This window comes from Streptosporangium sp. NPDC000095 (assembly GCF_042899335.1).
Lineage (GTDB): Bacteria > Actinomycetota > Actinomycetes > Streptosporangiales > Streptosporangiaceae > Streptosporangium.
The window spans coordinates 1-17,266 of the sequence record NZ_JBIAZS010000010.1; the positions used below are offsets into that span (position 1 = coordinate 1).

General features: G+C 72.9%; 15 protein-coding genes. 10 read left to right on the plus strand and 5 right to left on the minus strand.

Annotated elements, in window-relative coordinates; all coding sequences use genetic code 11:
• The first annotated feature begins 1,050 nt into the window (after positions 1-1,050).
• The 6 genes from ACFY3V_RS22035 (at position 1,051) to ACFY3V_RS22060 (ending at position 7,868) form a co-directional block, all read left to right on the plus strand.
• Positions 1,051-1,695: a DUF4352 domain-containing protein gene (locus ACFY3V_RS22035; protein ID WP_389775762.1), complete on the plus strand. Its 645-nt coding sequence runs from the start codon at positions 1,051-1,053 to the stop codon at positions 1,693-1,695.
• 133 nt (positions 1,696-1,828) lie between these two features.
• Positions 1,829-3,397 carry an ABC transporter substrate-binding protein gene (locus ACFY3V_RS22040; protein ID WP_389775765.1) on the plus strand — a complete coding sequence of 523 codons (1,569 nt, stop codon included), beginning with the start codon at positions 1,829-1,831 and terminating at the stop codon, positions 3,395-3,397.
• A complete protein-coding gene (locus ACFY3V_RS22045) occupies positions 3,394-4,584 on the plus strand; it encodes a hypothetical protein (protein ID WP_389775768.1) in 1,191 nt (396 codons plus the stop codon). The genes ACFY3V_RS22040 and ACFY3V_RS22045 overlap by 4 nt, the downstream gene beginning before the upstream one ends.
• Position 4,585: 1 nt before the next feature.
• Entirely contained in the window at positions 4,586-5,518 is a 933-nt protein-coding gene (locus ACFY3V_RS22050) for an ABC transporter permease (RefSeq protein ID WP_389775771.1), read from the plus strand.
• Complete coding sequence (locus tag ACFY3V_RS22055) at positions 5,515-6,321, plus strand: ABC transporter permease (protein ID WP_389775774.1); 807 nt, start codon at positions 5,515-5,517, stop codon at positions 6,319-6,321. Before ACFY3V_RS22050 ends, ACFY3V_RS22055 begins: the two co-directional genes overlap by 4 nt.
• Positions 6,318-7,868, plus strand: coding sequence for an ATP-binding cassette domain-containing protein (locus ACFY3V_RS22060; RefSeq protein WP_389775777.1), 1,551 nt, complete (start codon positions 6,318-6,320; stop codon positions 7,866-7,868). Before ACFY3V_RS22055 ends, ACFY3V_RS22060 begins: the two co-directional genes overlap by 4 nt.
• Before the next feature lie 12 nt (positions 7,869-7,880).
• Here the strand turns inward: ACFY3V_RS22060 and ACFY3V_RS22065 are convergent, their stop codons facing one another.
• Both ACFY3V_RS22065 and ACFY3V_RS22070 read right to left on the minus strand, forming a co-directional pair.
• Positions 7,881-8,723: an alpha/beta hydrolase gene (locus tag ACFY3V_RS22065; RefSeq protein WP_389775780.1), complete on the minus strand. Its 843-nt coding sequence runs from the start codon at positions 8,721-8,723 to the stop codon at positions 7,881-7,883.
• The gene (locus ACFY3V_RS22070) at positions 8,707-9,591 is read right to left on the minus strand and encodes an alpha/beta fold hydrolase (RefSeq protein ID WP_350941670.1); all 885 of its coding nucleotides are present in this window, start codon (positions 9,589-9,591) and stop codon (positions 8,707-8,709) included. The genes ACFY3V_RS22065 and ACFY3V_RS22070 overlap by 17 nt, the downstream gene beginning before the upstream one ends.
• 129 nt (positions 9,592-9,720) lie before the next feature.
• Here ACFY3V_RS22070 and ACFY3V_RS22075 point away from each other — a divergent pair, with 129 nt between their 5' ends.
• The 4 genes from ACFY3V_RS22075 to ACFY3V_RS22090 are packed head-to-tail and all read left to right on the plus strand — an operon-like array spanning position 9,721 to position 14,181.
• Positions 9,721-10,908 carry a CaiB/BaiF CoA transferase family protein gene (locus ACFY3V_RS22075; protein ID WP_389775783.1) on the plus strand — a complete coding sequence of 396 codons (1,188 nt, stop codon included), beginning with the start codon at positions 9,721-9,723 and terminating at the stop codon, positions 10,906-10,908.
• Positions 10,905-11,903 carry an NADPH:quinone oxidoreductase family protein gene (locus ACFY3V_RS22080; protein WP_389775786.1) on the plus strand — a complete coding sequence of 333 codons (999 nt, stop codon included), beginning with the start codon at positions 10,905-10,907 and terminating at the stop codon, positions 11,901-11,903. Before ACFY3V_RS22075 ends, ACFY3V_RS22080 begins: the two co-directional genes overlap by 4 nt.
• Positions 11,900-13,339: an MFS transporter gene (locus ACFY3V_RS22085; RefSeq protein WP_389775789.1), complete on the plus strand. Its 1,440-nt coding sequence runs from the start codon at positions 11,900-11,902 to the stop codon at positions 13,337-13,339. Before ACFY3V_RS22080 ends, ACFY3V_RS22085 begins: the two co-directional genes overlap by 4 nt.
• Positions 13,340-13,359: 20 nt before the next feature.
• Positions 13,360-14,181, plus strand: coding sequence for an IclR family transcriptional regulator (locus tag ACFY3V_RS22090; protein ID WP_350941677.1), 822 nt, complete (start codon positions 13,360-13,362; stop codon positions 14,179-14,181).
• Here ACFY3V_RS22090 and ACFY3V_RS22095 read toward each other — a convergent pair.
• The 3 genes from ACFY3V_RS22095 to ACFY3V_RS22105 are packed head-to-tail and all read right to left on the minus strand — an operon-like array spanning position 14,153 to position 17,264.
• Complete coding sequence (locus tag ACFY3V_RS22095; protein WP_389775794.1) at positions 14,153-15,172, minus strand: amidohydrolase family protein; 1,020 nt, start codon at positions 15,170-15,172, stop codon at positions 14,153-14,155. The genes ACFY3V_RS22090 and ACFY3V_RS22095 overlap by 29 nt on opposite strands.
• Entirely contained in the window at positions 15,169-16,746 is a 1,578-nt protein-coding gene (locus ACFY3V_RS22100) for a class I adenylate-forming enzyme family protein (RefSeq protein WP_389775797.1), read from the minus strand. Before ACFY3V_RS22100 ends, ACFY3V_RS22095 begins: the two co-directional genes overlap by 4 nt.
• Positions 16,743-17,264 carry a 3-hydroxyanthranilate 3,4-dioxygenase gene (locus tag ACFY3V_RS22105; protein ID WP_389775800.1) on the minus strand — a complete coding sequence of 174 codons (522 nt, stop codon included), beginning with the start codon at positions 17,262-17,264 and terminating at the stop codon, positions 16,743-16,745. The genes ACFY3V_RS22100 and ACFY3V_RS22105 overlap by 4 nt, the downstream gene beginning before the upstream one ends.
• Between the last annotated feature and the right edge of the window lie 2 nt (positions 17,265-17,266).

The window sequence follows — 17,266 nt, forward strand, 5'->3', positions numbered from 1 at the left end:
GTCGAGCGTGACGTTGATCGAGTATCGAAGTAGTCTCATCTCGTTGCTCTCCCTTGATGCGCGCAGCGCGTTTTCACCGGACGTCTACTTAGACGGCTGTCGGCGCCATTTCTCATCGGCGCCCGATCCCACCTGCTCAACACCGTCGTGATGCGAACCAGACCGCAGACCGAGCGCGCGACCGATCCGGGCGCTCGGGGCGTTCAGGTTCGCAACGGGTCTCGAAGCGCCCTGCGAGACCTCCTGCCCCTACACGACATCCTCGCCAATGATCCGGTCCCCAACCCGATCGCGCTGAGTACGCTCGACCCGAGCTCCTTCGACCGGAACCACCTCCCCGGCGATTTCTGGTGTCGAGGGGCGGCGCACGGCCTGGCTTCCGGGTTGATCAGGTTGCCGGGATGCAGGAACGGGTTCGGTGCTGTGATCACCGAGCTCCCGCCCCCTTACCACCGCTGCCCTGAGCGCAGTTGAGATCCTCTGCTGAGGATCCTGAACTGGTGGTTGCCGAGCTTCCCCGGCATAGTCGTGTGCCGCGAAATCAGACCTGACCTCGTTGAGGTGGGTGTGGGCACCGCCCCCTCTCCGCACGCCTATTCCGGACATGAGAGATCCAGCCACGGAGCGTCGGTGCTGCTCAGGAGATGGGCGAACGGTTCAAGTCTCCCCCTCGGACACCAGGGAAACCCTGAGTCTCGGCAAGTCGGAGATTCGGGGCTTTTTCGTTTTCGCCCCCGAAACGGGTTCCTGGTCCTGCTCCGAATACCTCCGGTCCGCGGATCATGGTTTTCAGGCTTCGGCGACGAGCGACGCGAACCGATCGGACGCCGGGTTCGACGTCGCCCGCATCGCGATCCGCAAGGTGACCGCGCAGCCGGTCATCATGACGCCCGGCACGGGCTCGTTCGCCGCACCTCGCGGGAGGCCGGTCGCCGAGTGCACCTGTCCTCATCCGGCCCATGCCTGACACGTCTGTAACGCCCTCCCCACCCGTCTCAGGCGCGTCTCCTGATGTCACCGATACATCACACGGTCGAGACGGAGAGTCACATGGCCTACCCACCTGCGTCCGGGCCGCACCACCAGGCCCACCCCTCCCCCGGGTACCCGCCGTACCACCACCCCGGCCCGCCGCCGAAGAAGAAGGGCGGCGCCCTGAAGTGGCTGCTCATCATCGGCGCCCTCCTGCTCCTGCCGGTCGGCTGTGCCGCTCTCCTGGCCGGCGCCGACGGCGACCAGGCAGGCACGACGAGCGCAACCTCGGAGAAGGTCGGTGCCGCGGGCGGGGCGCGGCAGGACACGCCCCCGGGGATCGGCGACCTCGTGAAGGACGGGAAGTTCGCCTTCAAGATCACAAAAACCGAGAAGAGGACCACGATCGGCGGTGAGTTCCTCAACAAGAAGGCCCAGGGCGAGTTCCTGCTGGTCCACGTGACGGTGAAGAACATCGGCGACGAGGCGCAGGCGTTCGCGGGGAGCGCGCAGAAGCTGTACGACGACCGTGGCCGGGAGTTCGAGGCCGACGACGGCGCCGCGATCTACCTTGAGGACTCCAAGTCCCTGTACGAGGACATCAACCCGGGCAACAGCGTGAAAGGCATCGTGCTGTTCGATCTGGCGAAGTCCGTGAAACCGGCGTACGTGGAGCTGCACGACTCGGTGTTCTCCGAGGGGGTGAAGGTCGACCTGAAGTAGCCGGTGTCCCGGCCGTGGCACCCTCGCGCCAGGGTGTCATGGGTGGGTTCCGCCGAGTGAAAACCCCGCCGCTTTCCACAGAGTGAGAACGGGGACCCCGGGATCTCGGGTGCGGGCTCGCAGACTGGTGCCCGTGTCCCGATTGACCTCTGTACTCGCGTGCTGCGCCGTACTGCTCACCGCCTGCGCGACCGCGGACGCCGAAAGGCCCGCCAACGACTCCCTCACCGTGGGGCTCGCCGCGCCGGTGAGCTGTCTCGACCCGCACCAGACCCCTCAGACCTCCAACCTCCAGGTGTCGCGCCAGCTCGTGGACTCGCTCACCGACCAGGACCCGCGCACCGGAGAGATCGTGCCGTGGCTCGCGACGTCGTGGAAGGTCGACAAGCAGGCCAAGCGGTTCACCTTCACCCTGCGTGACGGTGTGACGTTCAGCGACGGCGCGCCGCTGGACGCCGCCGCGGTCGTCGCCAACCTCGACGACATCTCCGAGCTCGGCGCGCGTTCCCCGCTCGGCTCGGGCTACCTTGCCTCCTACGAGGGAGCCTCCGCGCCCGACGCGAGGACCGTCGAGGTGCGGTTCGGCACCTCGAACGCGCAGTTCCTCCAGGCCACCTCGATGGCGACGCTCGGCATGCTCTCCCCGGGCACGCTCGGGAAGACCCCGCAGCAGCGCTGCGCGGGCGCGCTCGTCGGCTCCGGGCCGTTCGTGCTCGGCCAGGTCGCGCTCAACGAGGAGGTACGGCTCTCGGCGCGCACCGGATACGCCTGGGCGAGCACGCTCGCCGCCCACCAGGGCGTCCCGCGGGTACGCGCGCTGACCTTCGCCATCGTCACCGACCCGAGCGCCAGGCACGGCAGCCTGTTCTCCGGGCAGCTCGACGCCGACCTGCAGGTGCTCCAGCAGGACCAGCGGTCCTTCGGCGACCGCGGCCCCCGGCTGCTGTCCGCCACCCGGCCCGGCATCGTGTTCACGCTGCTGCCCAACGAGTCACGGCCCGCGCTGAGCGATCCCGCCGTGCGGCGGGCGATCAGTGCCGCCCTCGACCGGTCGCGGTTCGCGCCGCTGCTCGCGGCGGGCGAACGCCCGGCGACCGACGTGCTCGCCGGCACGACGCCCGGCCACGCCGACCGCTCCGCCGACCTGGCGTTCGCGCCCGACGAGGCGGCCAGGCTGGCCGACGCGGCCGGCTGGCGGCTCGGCCCGGACGGTGTGCGTGCCAAGGGGTCGCAAAGGCTGTCGTTCGACCTGGTCTACTCGGCCAACGAACCCTACGGCTCGGTGTACCAGCTCATGGCCCAGCAGCTCGCCGAGGCCGGGATCGAGCTGCGACCGACGCCGCTCGACGACGCCACCAACAGCGCGCGGCAGGGCTCAGGTGACTACGACTTCGTCTCCTGGGCGGTGACCAGGGGAGATCCCTCGGTCCTCGCCAGCGTGTACCCGGTGAAGAGCGCGAACCCGCTGCGGCGCACTCGGCCGGACAAGGTGGACAGCACGATCGCCAGGATCGCCACGGTGCTCGATCCCGCCGAGCGCGCCGACGCCGTAGACGCCGCGGCGAAGGCGATCCTTTCCGAAGGCCATGGCATCCCGCTCTTCGAGCAGGCGTCGTCGGTGGGGCTCGCGGAGCGGGTGACAGGGGTCCGCCTCGACGCGTCGGGGCGGCCGATCTTCCAGGACGTGGAGGTAGGCGCATGACATGGAACGACTTCGCCGGAGGCCGTGCGGTGGATCCCGCGGCCTTCGTCGCCGCCGCGAGCACGCTGCTGGAGTCGGCGGTCACCGCCGCGGGCGGCGGCGAGGCCACCAGGGCCGACTTCGTCGCCGGGCTCCAGGCCACCCTGAGCACGTCGGGCCCCTATGGGACGCTGCGGCTGGACATCGGGCTCGCCGACCAGGACGTGCGGGGCGAACTGCGGGAGAACGCCGTCGCGGTGTCCGAGGTGGTCCTGGACCTGGTGAGAACCGTGCCCGCCACGGGAGCGCCCGGCCCGTCGGACATCCACAGCAGTTGCGTGGGGTACGCCTGGATTCCGCCGGTGGTCGAACGGCTCATCGACGGGCCCGGCCTGCACGCCGCGCGCAACCTCTACAACGAGTGGCTGTGGCAGCTCGTGCTGCTGCGGGACGCCCTCATCCCGTTCACCGACCCGTCGCGGGTGCGGGTGCTCGCCGACGCCGACGGTCTGACCAGGCTCCAGGACGCCCGCGACCGGTTCGTCGTCCAGGTGATGACCCGGCGGATCGCCCATGCGGCAATCGTGCGATTCGCCGCCGAGGCCCTGACGGGTGGGCACGCCGAGGGGGCCTACGGGTTCCAGCACGGGGGCGCGACGGTCCTGCCGCCGGTGGCCCTCGACGGCGAACTTCTCGGCCCGGCGTACCTGCTCGGCGTGCGCGAGGGGACGCTGGCCGAGGAGGACACCGCGTACTTCGTCGAGGAACGGGAGGACGGTGAGTCCGCGGGCACGCTGTCCGTCCCGGCGCGCGTGATCGGCGATGTCGAGGTGGTCGGCCTGGCCGACCGGCTGGTGCCCGGCCCGCCGGGGCCGGATGCGACCCGCACGCTCAGCCTGGTGGTGGGGTTCGACGGCCACGAGTGGACGGCCGACCTCGGGCGCGCGCTGCGCGGCCATCGCTACGCCGCCCGCCCGGCCGCCTCGGAGGACTCACCGGCCGCGGCCCCGTCGATCGACGCCTGGTCGGGGTGCGCGGTGCTGCGGCAGGACGGGGAGGTGGCGGTGCCAGAGGGTGGCGTCATCCCGACCGGGGGTCAGCGCGCGCTGACCCTCGCGCTGCTCGGCAGGCTCCGGCCGGGCAACGTGGTGCTCTACAGCGGCCAGGAGGTCGGCGGGCAGCGGATCCTCCTGGACATTCGGAGCTGAGATGACCCGGTTCGTGGCGCGGCGCCTCACGCAGGCGGCGGCCGTGGTGCTGGCGGCGTACACGCTCACCTTCGCGGCCTTCAACGTCCTCCCCGCCGATCCCGTGCGGATCATGATGGGGCCGGAGAACGGGGTGGACGAGGCTCGGGTGGCCGCGCTGCGGGCCGAGTACGGTCTGGACCGCCCGGCGGTCGAGCGTTATCTCGACGGGTTGCTCGGCGCCCTGCGCGGCGATCTCGGCACGTCGTTCCAGACCGGGCGGGATGTCGGCGCGACGATCGCCGAGGCGGCGCCGCGCACCCTCGCGCTGGCGGGCGGCGCGCTGCTGGTGGCGCTTCCGCTCGGTTTCCTGATCGCCTGGTCGGCCGCGTACACCCGGCAGCTGTGGCTGCGTCGCCTGCTCGGCGCGCTGCCCGGCCTGTCGCTGTCCGTCCCGACCTTCTGGCTCGGCCTGGTGCTGTTGCAGGCGTTCTCGTTCGGCCTGCCGCTGTTTCCCGCCCGGGGCGAGGACGGGCTCGCCGGTCTGGTGCTGCCCGCCGTGACGCTGGCGGTGCCGTCGTCGGCTTTCGTGGCGCAGGTGCTCCTCGAACGGCTGACCGCCGAGATGCGGCAGCCGTACGTCGACACCGCGCGGGCCAAGGGCGCGTCGCGGGCGCGGGCGGTGACGGCGCACGCGCTGCGCAACGCCGCCATGCCCGCGCTGACGATGATCGCGCTGCTGGTCGGCTGGCTGGTCTCCGGGTCGGTCGTGGTGGAGACGGTCTTCGCACGCAACGGGCTCGGCCGGTTGATCGAGTCCGCGGTCACGACGAGGGATCTGCCCATGCTGCAGGGCCTGGTCGTGGTGGCCACGGCGGTCGTCACGCTGCTGACGCTCGTGGTGGACGTGGCGCATCCGCTGGTGGACCCCCGGCTGCGGGAGCGTGCCGCGTGAGGTTCGCGCGACGGCTCGGTGTCGTACCGTCGGCGCTCGTGCTGCTGGCGGCCGTGGCCGCCGCGTTCGCGCCCGCCCTGTTCTCCTCCGCCGACCCGCTGCGCGGCGATCTCACGCAGCGACTGCTCCCGCCGGGGGACGGCCATCTGCTCGGCACGGACGAGCTGGGCAGGGACGTGTTGTCCAGGGTCGTGCATGGATCGGCTCCCTCACTGCAGGCCGCCGTCATCGCGGTGGGCATCGCCGTCGTCGCCGGATCGGCGATCGGGTTGGTGGCGGGAACCGCGCGTGGGCGGCTGGACGACCTGGTCATGCGCGCGGTGGAGGTGCTGCTCGCCGTGCCGTCGTTCCTGCTGGTCCTCGTGGTCGTGGCGGTGCTCGGGCCGGGCACGCGCGAGGTGGCCGTCGCGGTCGGCGTGTCGGCCGCGGCGGTGTTCTCCCGGATCATGCGCGCCGAGGTCATCAGGGTGCGCGGGTCCGGGTACGTCGAGGCCGCCGCGGTGTGCGGGACCGGGCGTCCCACCGTGCTGCTGACCCACCTCCTGCCCAATGCCGCGGGGCCGCTCGCCGCGCTGGCGACGCTCGAACTGGGCAACGCCGTCCTCACCGTCGCCGCCGTGAGCTTCCTCGGCTTCGGGGCTCCGCCGCCGACGCCCGAGTGGGGCTCGCTCATCGCCGCGGGGCGCCCGTTCCTCGCCTCCGCGTGGTGGCTGACGACCGTTCCCGGTCTCGTCATCGTCACCGTGGTGCTCGCGGTCAACCACCTTGGACACGTGCTGCGCACGCGATCGGAGAGACGATGACACCCCTGCTGGCCGTACGCGGCCTGACCGTCCGCTACGGGCCGTCCGGGCGCGGCCTGACGGCCGTGAACGGCGCCGACCTGACGGTGGAGGCCGGGCAGGTCGTGGCGGTGGTCGGCGAGTCGGGGTCGGGCAAGTCCACGCTCGCGCACGCGCTGGCCGGTCTGCTGCCGGACACGGCCAGGGTGACCGGCGGCGAGATCGCCTTCGACGGCGAGCGGGTGGACGGCCTGCGGGAGCGGGCGTGGCGGCGGCTGCGCGGACGGCGGATCGCGTTCGTACCCCAGGATCCGGGGACCGCGCTCAATCCGCTGATGACCGTACGCGCCCAGCTCGCCGAGGCCCTGCGGCTGACCGGGACCCCTCGGCCCGGCGAGGCCGTCCTTCAGGACGCGCTCGGCCGGGTGGGCGTCCCCGACCCGGCGGCGGTGCTCGACCGCCACCCGCACCAGCTCTCCGGAGGCTTCCGGCAGCGGGTGCTGCTGGGCATGGCGCTCGTCGGACGGCCCGCGCTGCTGATCGCCGACGAGCCGACCTCCGCGCTCGACACCACCGTGCAGAAGACCGTGCTCGATCTCATTCGGGAGATCGCAGCCAGGGACGGCACCAGCGTTCTCCTGATCACCCACGACCTCGGGGTCGCCGCGGACCGCGCGGACCGCGTGGCCGTCATGACCGAGGGCCGCGTCGTGGAGGAAGGCCCGGTGGGGCGGGTGCTCGGCGCTCCGGAGGCCGCCTACACGCGGCTGCTGCTCGACTCGGTCCCGAGGCCGTCGGCCGGGCCCGCGCCGATCACGGGAGAGCCGCTGCTCACGGTCCGCGATCTGCGCAAGGTGTACCCGGGCGGCACGGTCGCGGTCGAGGGCGCTTCGTTCACACTGGCCAGGGCCGACACGCTCGGGCTGGTCGGCGCGTCGGGGTCGGGCAAGTCCACTGTCGCCCGTATGATCACCGGGCTCGTCGAGCCGACGAGCGGAGGCGTGCTGCTGGACGACGCGCCCGTGCGGGCCGGCCGCGTGCAGTTCGTCGCGCAGAACCCGTACGCGTCGCTCGACCCGCTGATGACCGTGGGCCGGATCATCGCCGAACCACTGCGGGCGCTGCGCGCCGGCACCCGGGCGGAGCGCGGGGAACGGGTGCGACGGCTGCTCGAGGACGTCGCCCTGCCCCCGGAGGTGGCCCGGCGACGGCCTTCGGCGCTCTCGGGTGGGCAGCGCCAGCGCGTCGCCATCGCCCGCGCGCTCGCGCCGTCGCCCGACCTGATCGTGCTCGACGAGCCGGTGTCCGCCCTGGACGCGGTGACCCAGGCCCAGATCCTCGCGCTGCTGCGCCGGCTCCAGGACAGGCACGGGATGGCCTATCTGCTCATCTCGCACGACCTCGCCGTGGTGGCCGCCGCGGCGGGACGGCTCGCGGTGATGCGGGACGGCAGGATCATCGAGTCCGGCCCGACGGCCGAGGTGCTCGCCGCCCCCGAGGCGTCGTTCACCCGCGAACTGCTGGCCGCCATCCCTGGTGGGCCGTCGGTGGGCCGCCCTTCGACGTGACGGGCGTGGTCGTCACCGTCGTACCGGGGCACGGTGGATGATGTCCGCCACCTCGGCCGGGGCGCCGGCGAAGACCGCGTGCCCCGCGTCGAGGGTCGCCTGGACGAACGCGGTCGCGGGGGCCAGCTCGTCGGCGTGCCGGATCATCACGTCCTGGAGCGCGACGGGCAGCGCGTGGTCGCGGGTGGTACGTACGTAGGTCCGGGGCACGGTCCCCCAGCGCTCGGCCGTGGCCCCGGTCGGAGTGGTGAGGAACGCCATCGGCTGGTCGGGGGTGAGGAGGGCGGCCATGGCCTGGAAGCCGGGGCGGTCGAGGTCGCTGAAGTAGGCGGCGTGCAGTTCGTCCTGATAGGCAGGGTCGGTGCTGCGCGGGTTGATCCGCACCGCGCCGAGGACCGCGGGATCGCCCAGGTAGAGTCCGCCGCCGAGCGCGCTCCGCGCCTCCGGCAGGGCCAGGTACGCGCCCGCGGGACCCAGCGAGGTGGGGACGAACGCGGTGACGTACACCAGCCCGGCCACCAGTTCGGGGGCGAGTTCGGCGACCCGGGTGGCGACCGTCCCGCCCATGCTGTGCGCGGCGACGATCGGCGGGGCGGCGAACCCGCGCAACCTGTCCACCACGTCCGCCGCCACGTCGTCGAGGCTCAGGCCCGCGAGCGGGGACACCTCCGTAGGCAGCGCGGCGACGTCTCCGCCGAGGTAACTCGCCGGGAAGCGGGCCCGGGTGCCGTGCCCCACCAGGTCGAGCGTCAGGACGCGCCGACCCGTGGCGGTCAGCGCCCCGGCGAGGGCCACGAGGTGCCCGGCCCCGTGCCAGGCCCCGTGGATCAGCACCACGTCACTCGTTTTCTTCACGCGACTCGACCTCCCGCCACATCTCCGTCAGCAGCCGCGTCAGCTCGGCGGGGCGCTCCTCCGGCACATAGTGGCCGCATTCTTCCACCCAGTGCGCCGACACATCCGCGACGGCCTCCTGGACGGTGTCCAGCCAGCCGAGTCCGACGCCCTGCCGCGCGCCCACCACCAGCGTGGGCACCCGCAGCGGCCCGGCGGCGCACAGCTCCCGGTTGTCGGCGATGTCGGTCGGCAGCGCCCGGTAGTAACCCATGGTGGCGCGCACCGCTCCGGGGGCGGCCAGGGCACGCGCGTAGACGTCCATGGCCGCGTCGTCGATCGCCCCGGTCACGTACAGGCCCACCGTGTCACGGCGGAACATGAACTCCAGGTAGCCGCGCTCGCGACCGGCGAGCAGGAACTCCGGCAGGTCGGGCACCATGTTGAAGCCGAAGTGCCAGGACCCGCCGGTCAACGGGTTCGCCGCGGCGAGGCTCCCGCCGAGCCCGGGGATGCCCGCCTCGACGAACGTCAGGCTGCGCACCGACTCCGGGTGCAGCGCGGCGAGCGGGTAGGCGACCTGGCCGCCGACGTCGTGGCCGACGAGGTGGTAGCGGGTCAGCCCGAGGGCGGCCATGAGCCGGGCCAGGGTGCTCGCCACCGTGCGCTTGTCGTACCCGCCGTCCGGTCGCGAACCGGCCCCGAAACCGGGCAGGTCGGGGGCGACGACGGTGTACCGGTCGGCGAGCAGTGGCACCACCTCGCGCCACGCGTGGGCGGTCTGCGGCCACCCGTGAAGGAGGAGCACCGCGGGCCCCTGCCCCGCGACCACACAGTTGATCACATGGCCCGGCAGCCGGACGCGTATCGGAGAGAACCCTCTTGCCATGGCGACCATGGTGCCGGACCGGAGCCCGCCCGATATGGGGGCGTTCCCACCCAGCGGGAACGCGACATTGGGGCTGGAGCCGCGCGTTCCTACGGTCGCACTGCCGGGTAACCGCTGCTGGGAGGGTACATGATCGACTCGATGAGGGTGCTGAGCTTCTCGCACTTCGTGCAGGGGCCCGCGGCCTCGCAGTATCTGGCCGACCTCGGCGCCGACGTCGTCAAGGTCGAGCCGCCCGGCGGGTCGTGGGAGCGCAGGATCGGCAGCGCGGGGATCCGGGTCGCCGGGCGCAGCGTGACGTTCCTGTCGGTCAACCGGAACAAACGCTCGATCGCCGTCGACCTCAAGCACCCGGATGCCCTCACCGTGCTCCGGCCGCTCATCGAGCGGGCCGACGTGCTGCTGGAGAACTATCGGGGCGGCGCCCTGGAACGGCTCGGCCTCGGGTACGAGGCGGTGCGCGCGATCAAGCCGGACATCGTCTACGCCTCGGCCAGCGGCTGGGGATCTCGCGGCCCGATGGCCGGGCGGCCGGGGGTGGATCTGCTCGTGCAGGCACGTACCGGACTGGTGAACGTCACCGGCGACCGCCCCACCGCGGCCGGCACGCCCGTCGTGGACCAGCACGGCGCGGCACTGCTCGCGATGGGCGTGCTGGCCGCCTACGCGCGCAGGCTGACCACCGGCGAGGGCACCCGGGTCGAGTCGAGCCTGCTCGGCGCGGGGCTCGACCTGCAGGCGGAGTCGCTCGCGCTGTACTACTCCGGCCGCAGGACCGAGGCGGACGTCCGCCGCCCCGCCGAGTCGGCGTGCTGGTCGATCGACGCCCCCTACGGCGTGTACCGGCTGCTGGACGCGTCGATGGTGATCGCGCTGAACGGGTCGGAGGACGACCTCGGCGACACGCTCGGCTCCCCCGCGCTGGCCGGCTACGACCAGGGGGCCAGGCGGGCCAAGCGGGAGGAGTACACCGCGGCGGTGGCCGGGGTGCTCGCCGGGATGACCTACGCGGAGGTGGCCTCCCGGCTGGAGCCGCGCGGATTCTGGTTCGAGCGGGTGGCCACCTACGACGACGTGCGCGACGACCCTCAGGTGGCCGCGGAGGGACTGCTCGCCGAGTTCCCGGTGGGCGAGGAGCGGGCGACCGTGCTGCGGCACCCGGTCCGCTACGACGGTGAGTTGCCCGGCCTGCGCACGACACCCCCGGAACTCGGCGCGGACACCGTGGAGGTGCTGCGCGCGGCGGGATTCTCCGCGGCCGAGGTGGACGGCTTCCTGGCCGCGGGCGTCGTGTCCGCCCTCGGGGGCGGCGAGTGAACGGGCGCGCGCTGGTCTGCGCCCGGCTCGGTGCGCCCGAGGATCTTGAGCTGGCCGACGTGGCGACGCCGAACCCGGGGCCGGGCGAGGTGGTGGTCGCGGTCAGCCACGTCGGGCTGAACTTCCACGACACGCTGATCATCGCGGGCACGCACGTGGTGAGGCCGGAGCCGCCGTTCTCTCCCGGCAGCGAGTACGCGGGGACGGTCGTGGCCGTCGGCGAGGGGGTCACGTCCGTGCGGCCCGGCGACCGCGTGACGGGCAACGAGGAGTACGGGTGCGCCCGCGACGCCGTACTGGTCCGGGCGGACCGGGTCACCACAGTGCCCGGCGGTGTCACCGACCGGCAGGCCGCGGCGATTCTGGTGGCCTACTCGACCGCCTACCACGCGCTCGTCCAGCGGGCCGGGCTGCGCGCGGGCGAGACGCTCGCCGTGCTCGGCGCCGCGGGCGGGGTCGGCTCCGCCGCCGTGGACGTGGGAAACCTGCTCGGCGCCCGGGTGATCGCGGGCGCCTCCGCGCCGGAGCGGGCGGAGTCGGCCCGCCGGCACGGCGCGCACGAGACCTTCTCCTACGGCGGCGACGGCGACGCCAAGGCAGCGATCAAGGAGTTGACCGACGGAGCGGGCGCGGACGTGGTGTTCGACCCGGTGGGCGGTGCGGTGGCGGAGGCGGCGGTCCGCGCCGTCGCGTGGGGCGGCCGGTACCTCGTGGTCGGGTTCGCCTCAGGCGGCATCCCGCGCGTCGGGCTGAACATCCCGCTGGTCAAGGGCTCCGCGGTGGTCGGGGTGTTCTGGGGCGAGTTCGTCCGGCGGGACCGGGCAGCCCAGGAGCGGAACCTGCGCCAGATCTTCGACTGGGCCGCGGCCGGCCGGTTGCGCCACCACGTGCACGACGTGCTCCCGCTCGAGGAGGGGCCGCGTGCCCTGCGCGAGCTGGCCGACGGCCGGGTCCGGGGCAAGCTTCTGCTGCGGGCGGGTGGCCCCGCGGGATGACGAACACCGTCCGGCCGGACCGCAGGGCGAGGACGGCGCTGGCGGCGCTGCTCGCGGGCACCCTGCTCGCCCCGCTCAACTCCTCGATGATCGCGGTGGCGCTCGCGCCCATCCAGCGCGATCTCGCCCAGCCGCTGGCCACGACGACGTGGGTCGTCACCGTCTTCTATCTGACCGCCTGCGTCTGCCAGCCGGTGCTCGGCCGGGTGGCGGACCGCGTCGGCCCGCGCAGGCTGTTCGTGGCCGGGATGGCGGTGGCGGCCGTCGCCTCCGCGGTGGCGGCCACGGCCACGTCGCTGCCACTGCTCGTGCTGTGCCGGTGCGTACAGGCCGCCGGCGTGTCGACTGCGTTCCCATGCGCGATGGTCGTCATCCGGCGGAACGGCGACGCGACGCGGCTGTCCACCGTCGCGACGGTCAACACCACCGCGGGGGCGGTCGGCCCGGTGCTCGGCGGACTGCTGACGTCCTGGGCCGGGTGGCAGGCCGTCTTCTGGGTCAACCTGCCGGTCATGCTGGGAGCGCTGGTGCTCGCCTGGCGCGCGATCGGCCCCGAGGAGCGGCGGCCCGCACGCGGGAGCCTGGTCCGCGCGCTTGGCCCCGAGGAGCCTCCGTCCGCACGCGGGGGCCTGGTCCGCGCGATCGATCCGGTGGGGGTCGTCCTGTTCGCGGGGACGGTGATCGGCCTGCTGGATCTGATGCTCGCCCTCCCGAAGGTCTCGGTTCCCGGCCTGGCAGGCGTGATCGTCGCCGGAACCGGGTTCCTGTGCTGGGAACGGCGTGCCGCCGAGCCGTTCGTGGACGTCCGCGCGCTCGCCGCGGCACCCGGGCTGGTGCCGGTACTCGGCACGTTCACGCTGTTCAACCTGGCCTATTACGGCGCGTTCTACGGGCTGCCGCCGTGGTTGCAGACCGCGCTCGGGTTCGACGCGGCGCACACCGGACTGTTGATCATGCCGATCGCGGCCACCAGCGTCGTGGCGACCGTGCTCGGCGGTCCCGTCATGCGCCGGCTCGGCGTAGGGCGCACCCTGCTGGCCGGCGGCGGGCTGCTGCTGGCCAGCGTCGCCGCGATCACCACCTTTGACACGGCGACGCCCGCGTGGGTCGTCGTGGTCGACGGCGTGGTGCTCGGTGTGCCGTACGGGTTGTGCAACCTCGGGTTGCAGCGGCTGATGTACGAGCGCGCCCCCGCCGGGATGTCCGGTGTGGTCGGCGGTCTGTTCCAGTCGGCCCGCTACGTCGGCGCGATCCTCGCGGTCGGGCTGGTCGGCGCGTCCGCCCCCGGCGACCCCGCCATGCCCGTCGACCTGCGTGCGCTCGCGGTGGCGATGACCGCCGTCGCGACGGCCGTGATCGTCATACTCGCCCTTGACCTGCGGCGATCTCGAAACGATGAGGTACCATCCATGCACCGGACGGCTGATCCGCGATGACTCGACCCACGATTGTCCCCATGAGCGCACCCCGAGACGCCCACAAGCCCGGCCGGACCGTGTCCAGCCGGGTCTTCGCCCTGCTCAACGCCTTCTCACCGGAGCGGCCCGCGCTCCGCCTCGTCGAACTGACCGCCCTCACCGGGCTGCCGGTCTCGACGGTGCACCGTATCGCGGCCGAACTCGTCGAGCTGGGGGCGTTGAAGAAGGAGCGCGACGGGGTCTACCGGATCGGGCTGCGCATGTGGGAGCTGGGCTCGCTGTGCCCGCAACCGCGCACGCTGCGGGACGTGTCGCTACCGTTCATCCATGATCTCTACGAGACCACCGGGGAGAACGTCCACCTCGCGGTGCTCGACGGCGACGAGGTCCTCTACGTCGAACGCGTGTGGGGGCACCGCTCGGTCGACGTGGTCAGCCGCGTCGGCGGGCGATCTCCGCTGCACGCCACAGGGGTCGGCAAGATACTTCTGGCCCACGCGTCGCGCGAGCTGCAGCAGGCCGTGCTGACAGCCGGGCTGAAGCGCTACACCCCGCACACCATCGTCATGCCCGGCCTGCTGATGCGGTCGCTGCAGGAGATCCGCGCGACCGGCATCGCCCGCTGCGCCGAGGAGCTGTCGCTGGGCACCGTGTCCGTGGCGGCCCCCATCCACGGGCCCGACGGCAAGGTCGTGGCGGCGCTCTCCGTCGTCTCGCACACCGTCACCCGCACGCGGTCACTGGCGGCGGTGGAGCCCGCGCTACGGCTGGCAGCGAAGTCGATCTCCCGTGAGCTGGCCAAGGGCTACACGAGCGGGCAGGCCGGCACCGTCACTCCGATCCGGTCAGCAGCGCGGTAGCCGTCCCCGCCAGGACGGCGGCGGCGTTCCCCGGCGCGAGCCCGAGCGCCGCGACCGTACCGAGCGGGTCGGTGTCGGCGAGTTCGAACGGATAGTCCGTGCCGACGAGCACGTGGTCCACACCGAAGTCCTCGACGAGCCGTCGCAGCAGCGGGGTCGAGAAGGTGGCGGTGTCGTAGTAGAGGCGGCGCAGATAGTCGCTCGGTGGACGCGGCGTGGTCCTGGCGACCGGTTTGCGCGACCAGCCGAGGTCCAGCCTGCCGAGCAGGGACGGCAGACACCCGCCACCGTGTGCCAGGCACAGCGACAGGTCGTGCCTTTCCAGGACGCCGCCGAGCACGAGCCGTGAGACGGCGAGCGCGGTCTCCATCGGGAAGCCCGCGAGCTGAGGTAGCCAGTAGTCGGCGAGCCGCGGGCCGCCGGGGGCGCTGTTGGGGTGCAGGAAGACGAACGCCCGGCGCTCCGCGAGAAACTCCCACAGCGGCTCGTGCACGGGATCGTCCAGTTCCGCGCCGAGGCCGCGGGTGCCGATGGCGATGCCCGCGCACCCCAGCTCGTCCAGGCAGCGGCGGGCCTCGTCCGGTGCGGCCGGCGTGCCGAGCGGCACGTACCCGAGCGGGTCGAGCACCCCGCGGTGCCCGGCGAGGAGATCGGCGAGCGCGTCGTTGCCTCGGCGGACCACGGTGAGGACGTCCCGCTCGTCGGCGACGTCGGCGCACGTCACGAACGGCGGCACCGACACGAGCTGGCGAGTGACGCCCATCCGGCGCATGTCCGCCAGCCGCTCGGTGACGTCGTACTGGGCGGGCGACAGCGGGATCGGCGCGCCCTTCGGTATCCCGGACACCAGCGGGTCGATCCTGACCACGCCCGCGGCGAGGTCGGACAGGTCGGCGAGGCCGCGGCCGGACAGCCAGGTCAGCAAGGACATCGGCAACGCGTGGGTGTGCACGTCGATCACCGGAGCGGGCACCGGCGTGGTGTCGCTCATCCGGCCACCTCGGCGAGCCGGGCGCGGTCGAGCCGTCCCATGACGTCGCGGGGCAGCCGCTCGGCCGGGAGGACCGCGTCGATCACGACGGGGGCGTCGCGCAGCGCGTCGCGCACGGTCTTCTCCACCTTGTCCCACGACGCCGTACCCGGCGACGTCGTGTCCCGCGACACTGTCCCCAACGACGCCGTCTCCCGCGACGCCGCCCCCCGCGGCCCCGTGTCCGGCGGCGCGACGCCCTCGACCAGAACGGCGACGCCTCCAGGACCTGTCGGGACGACCGCCGCCGGATGCCCGATGTGTCGCGACACGACGGCCTCCAGATCGCTCGGGCACACGTAGGCGTCTCCGGTCCGCAGCACATCCTGGACGCGATTGACGTGGTGAAGGCGACCGTGGGCGTCCCGTCGGCAGACGTCGCCGGTGCGCAGCCACCCGCTCTCGAACGGTGTGCCCGGAGGGAAGGCGTAGCCGCGCGCGGTGGTCGGGCCCCGTACCCACAGCTCCCCCGGCTGCCCCGCCGGGAGGTCACGGCCATCGGGACCGCACACCCGGACCTCGGTGCCGGGGAACGGCACGCCGAGCGAGGAGCGAAAGCGCGGGTCCAGGTGGTCGGCCGGGCGGGTCCATGCGATCGTCTTGGGCACCTCGACCTGGCCGAACACCCCGCACAGCACCTCGCCGAACAGCGCGTGCGCACGGTCGATCTCCTCGTCGGTGAACGAGGCCCCGCTGTAGACCACCAACGCCAGGGACGACCAGTCGTGCCCGGCGGCACCGGGGTGGACCAGCAGCGCGCGCAGCGCGGGCGGCATCGCCATCAGCACGGTCGGACGGTGCCGGACGGCGGCCTCCAGCAGCGCCTCAGGGCCGGGACGTTCCGGGACGACGAACGTCCCGCCCAGCATCAGCGTCGGCAGCACCATGTTGCCGAAGCCGCCGGACACCGACTCCGGGCAGAGCACGCGCGGCCGTTCCGGCCACGGAAGGGTGTCGCGCAGCACGGTCGCCACCGTGCCCAGCGCACCGCCGGACAGCTCGACGCCCTTGACCGGACCGGTGGTGCCGGAGGTGAACGCCAGCCGTACCACCGCGCTCGCGGGCGCGGGCGCGGGTACGGCGACGCCGGGCTCCCCGGCGGCTGTCACCGTGGCCGTCAGGTCGCGATCGGTAAGCACGCGCAGGTCGCGATCGGTCAGCACGCGAACCTCCGGACGTGCCCGCAACCACGCGTCCAGATCCGGGTCGCCCGGCTCGGTGAGCACGGCGTCCGGCGCGACGAGGTCCAGCCGCTCGGCGAGTGCCGCACCGCGCAGCGCCCCCGGCGACAGCGCGGCCGAACGGTGACCCGCCACGTAGCAGGCGGCGTTCACCAGCCACTGCAGCGGGTCGTTGGGCCGGATCTGCAGCACCGTGTCACCCGGCTGCAGGCCCGCCCCGGCCAGCGTGTCCGCCACGCCCAGCACCAGCCGCTCCGCCTCACGGTAGGTCAGCCCGGCCCCTCCGTGCAGAAACGCGACGTGGTCGGGACGCGCGCGCAGCGCGTCGAGCACCAGGTCGCCGATCGCCGTCACAGCCGTTCGTCCGGCATGACCGTGCCGCAGGACTTGCAGGTCCTCGCCACGACGTCGCCGTAGAACCGCTGGTAGGCGCCTGCCACCGGGTCGGTGCGGTAGTCGCTCACGTGGACGGCCTCCTCGTGGAGGAACTCATCGCAGGCGGGACAGAACCAGCGGAAGCGGTCCAGCTCGCCCGGCCGCCGCAGCCGTTCGATGACCAGTACGAACGCGTCCGGCGCGAACCGGGGCGAGTGGGCGATCCCGGTCGGGGTGAAGATGGTCCCGCCCTCGGGGATCACCGCGATGTCCGAACCGCCCTCCGGCTTGCGGTAGTGCAGGTCCATGGAGCCCTCCACCATGAACATCACCTCGTCGCTCGGGTTGAGGTGGAACTCGCTGCGGTATTCGCGGCCACGGGCGAGGAAGGCGAGCGACTCGCTCTCCTGCCACAGCACCTTGACCCGTTTGCCGCTCTCCCGCAGCTCGTCGGCCGCCTTGCGCAACTCGACGATGGGCATCTGGCTGGGGTGCATGG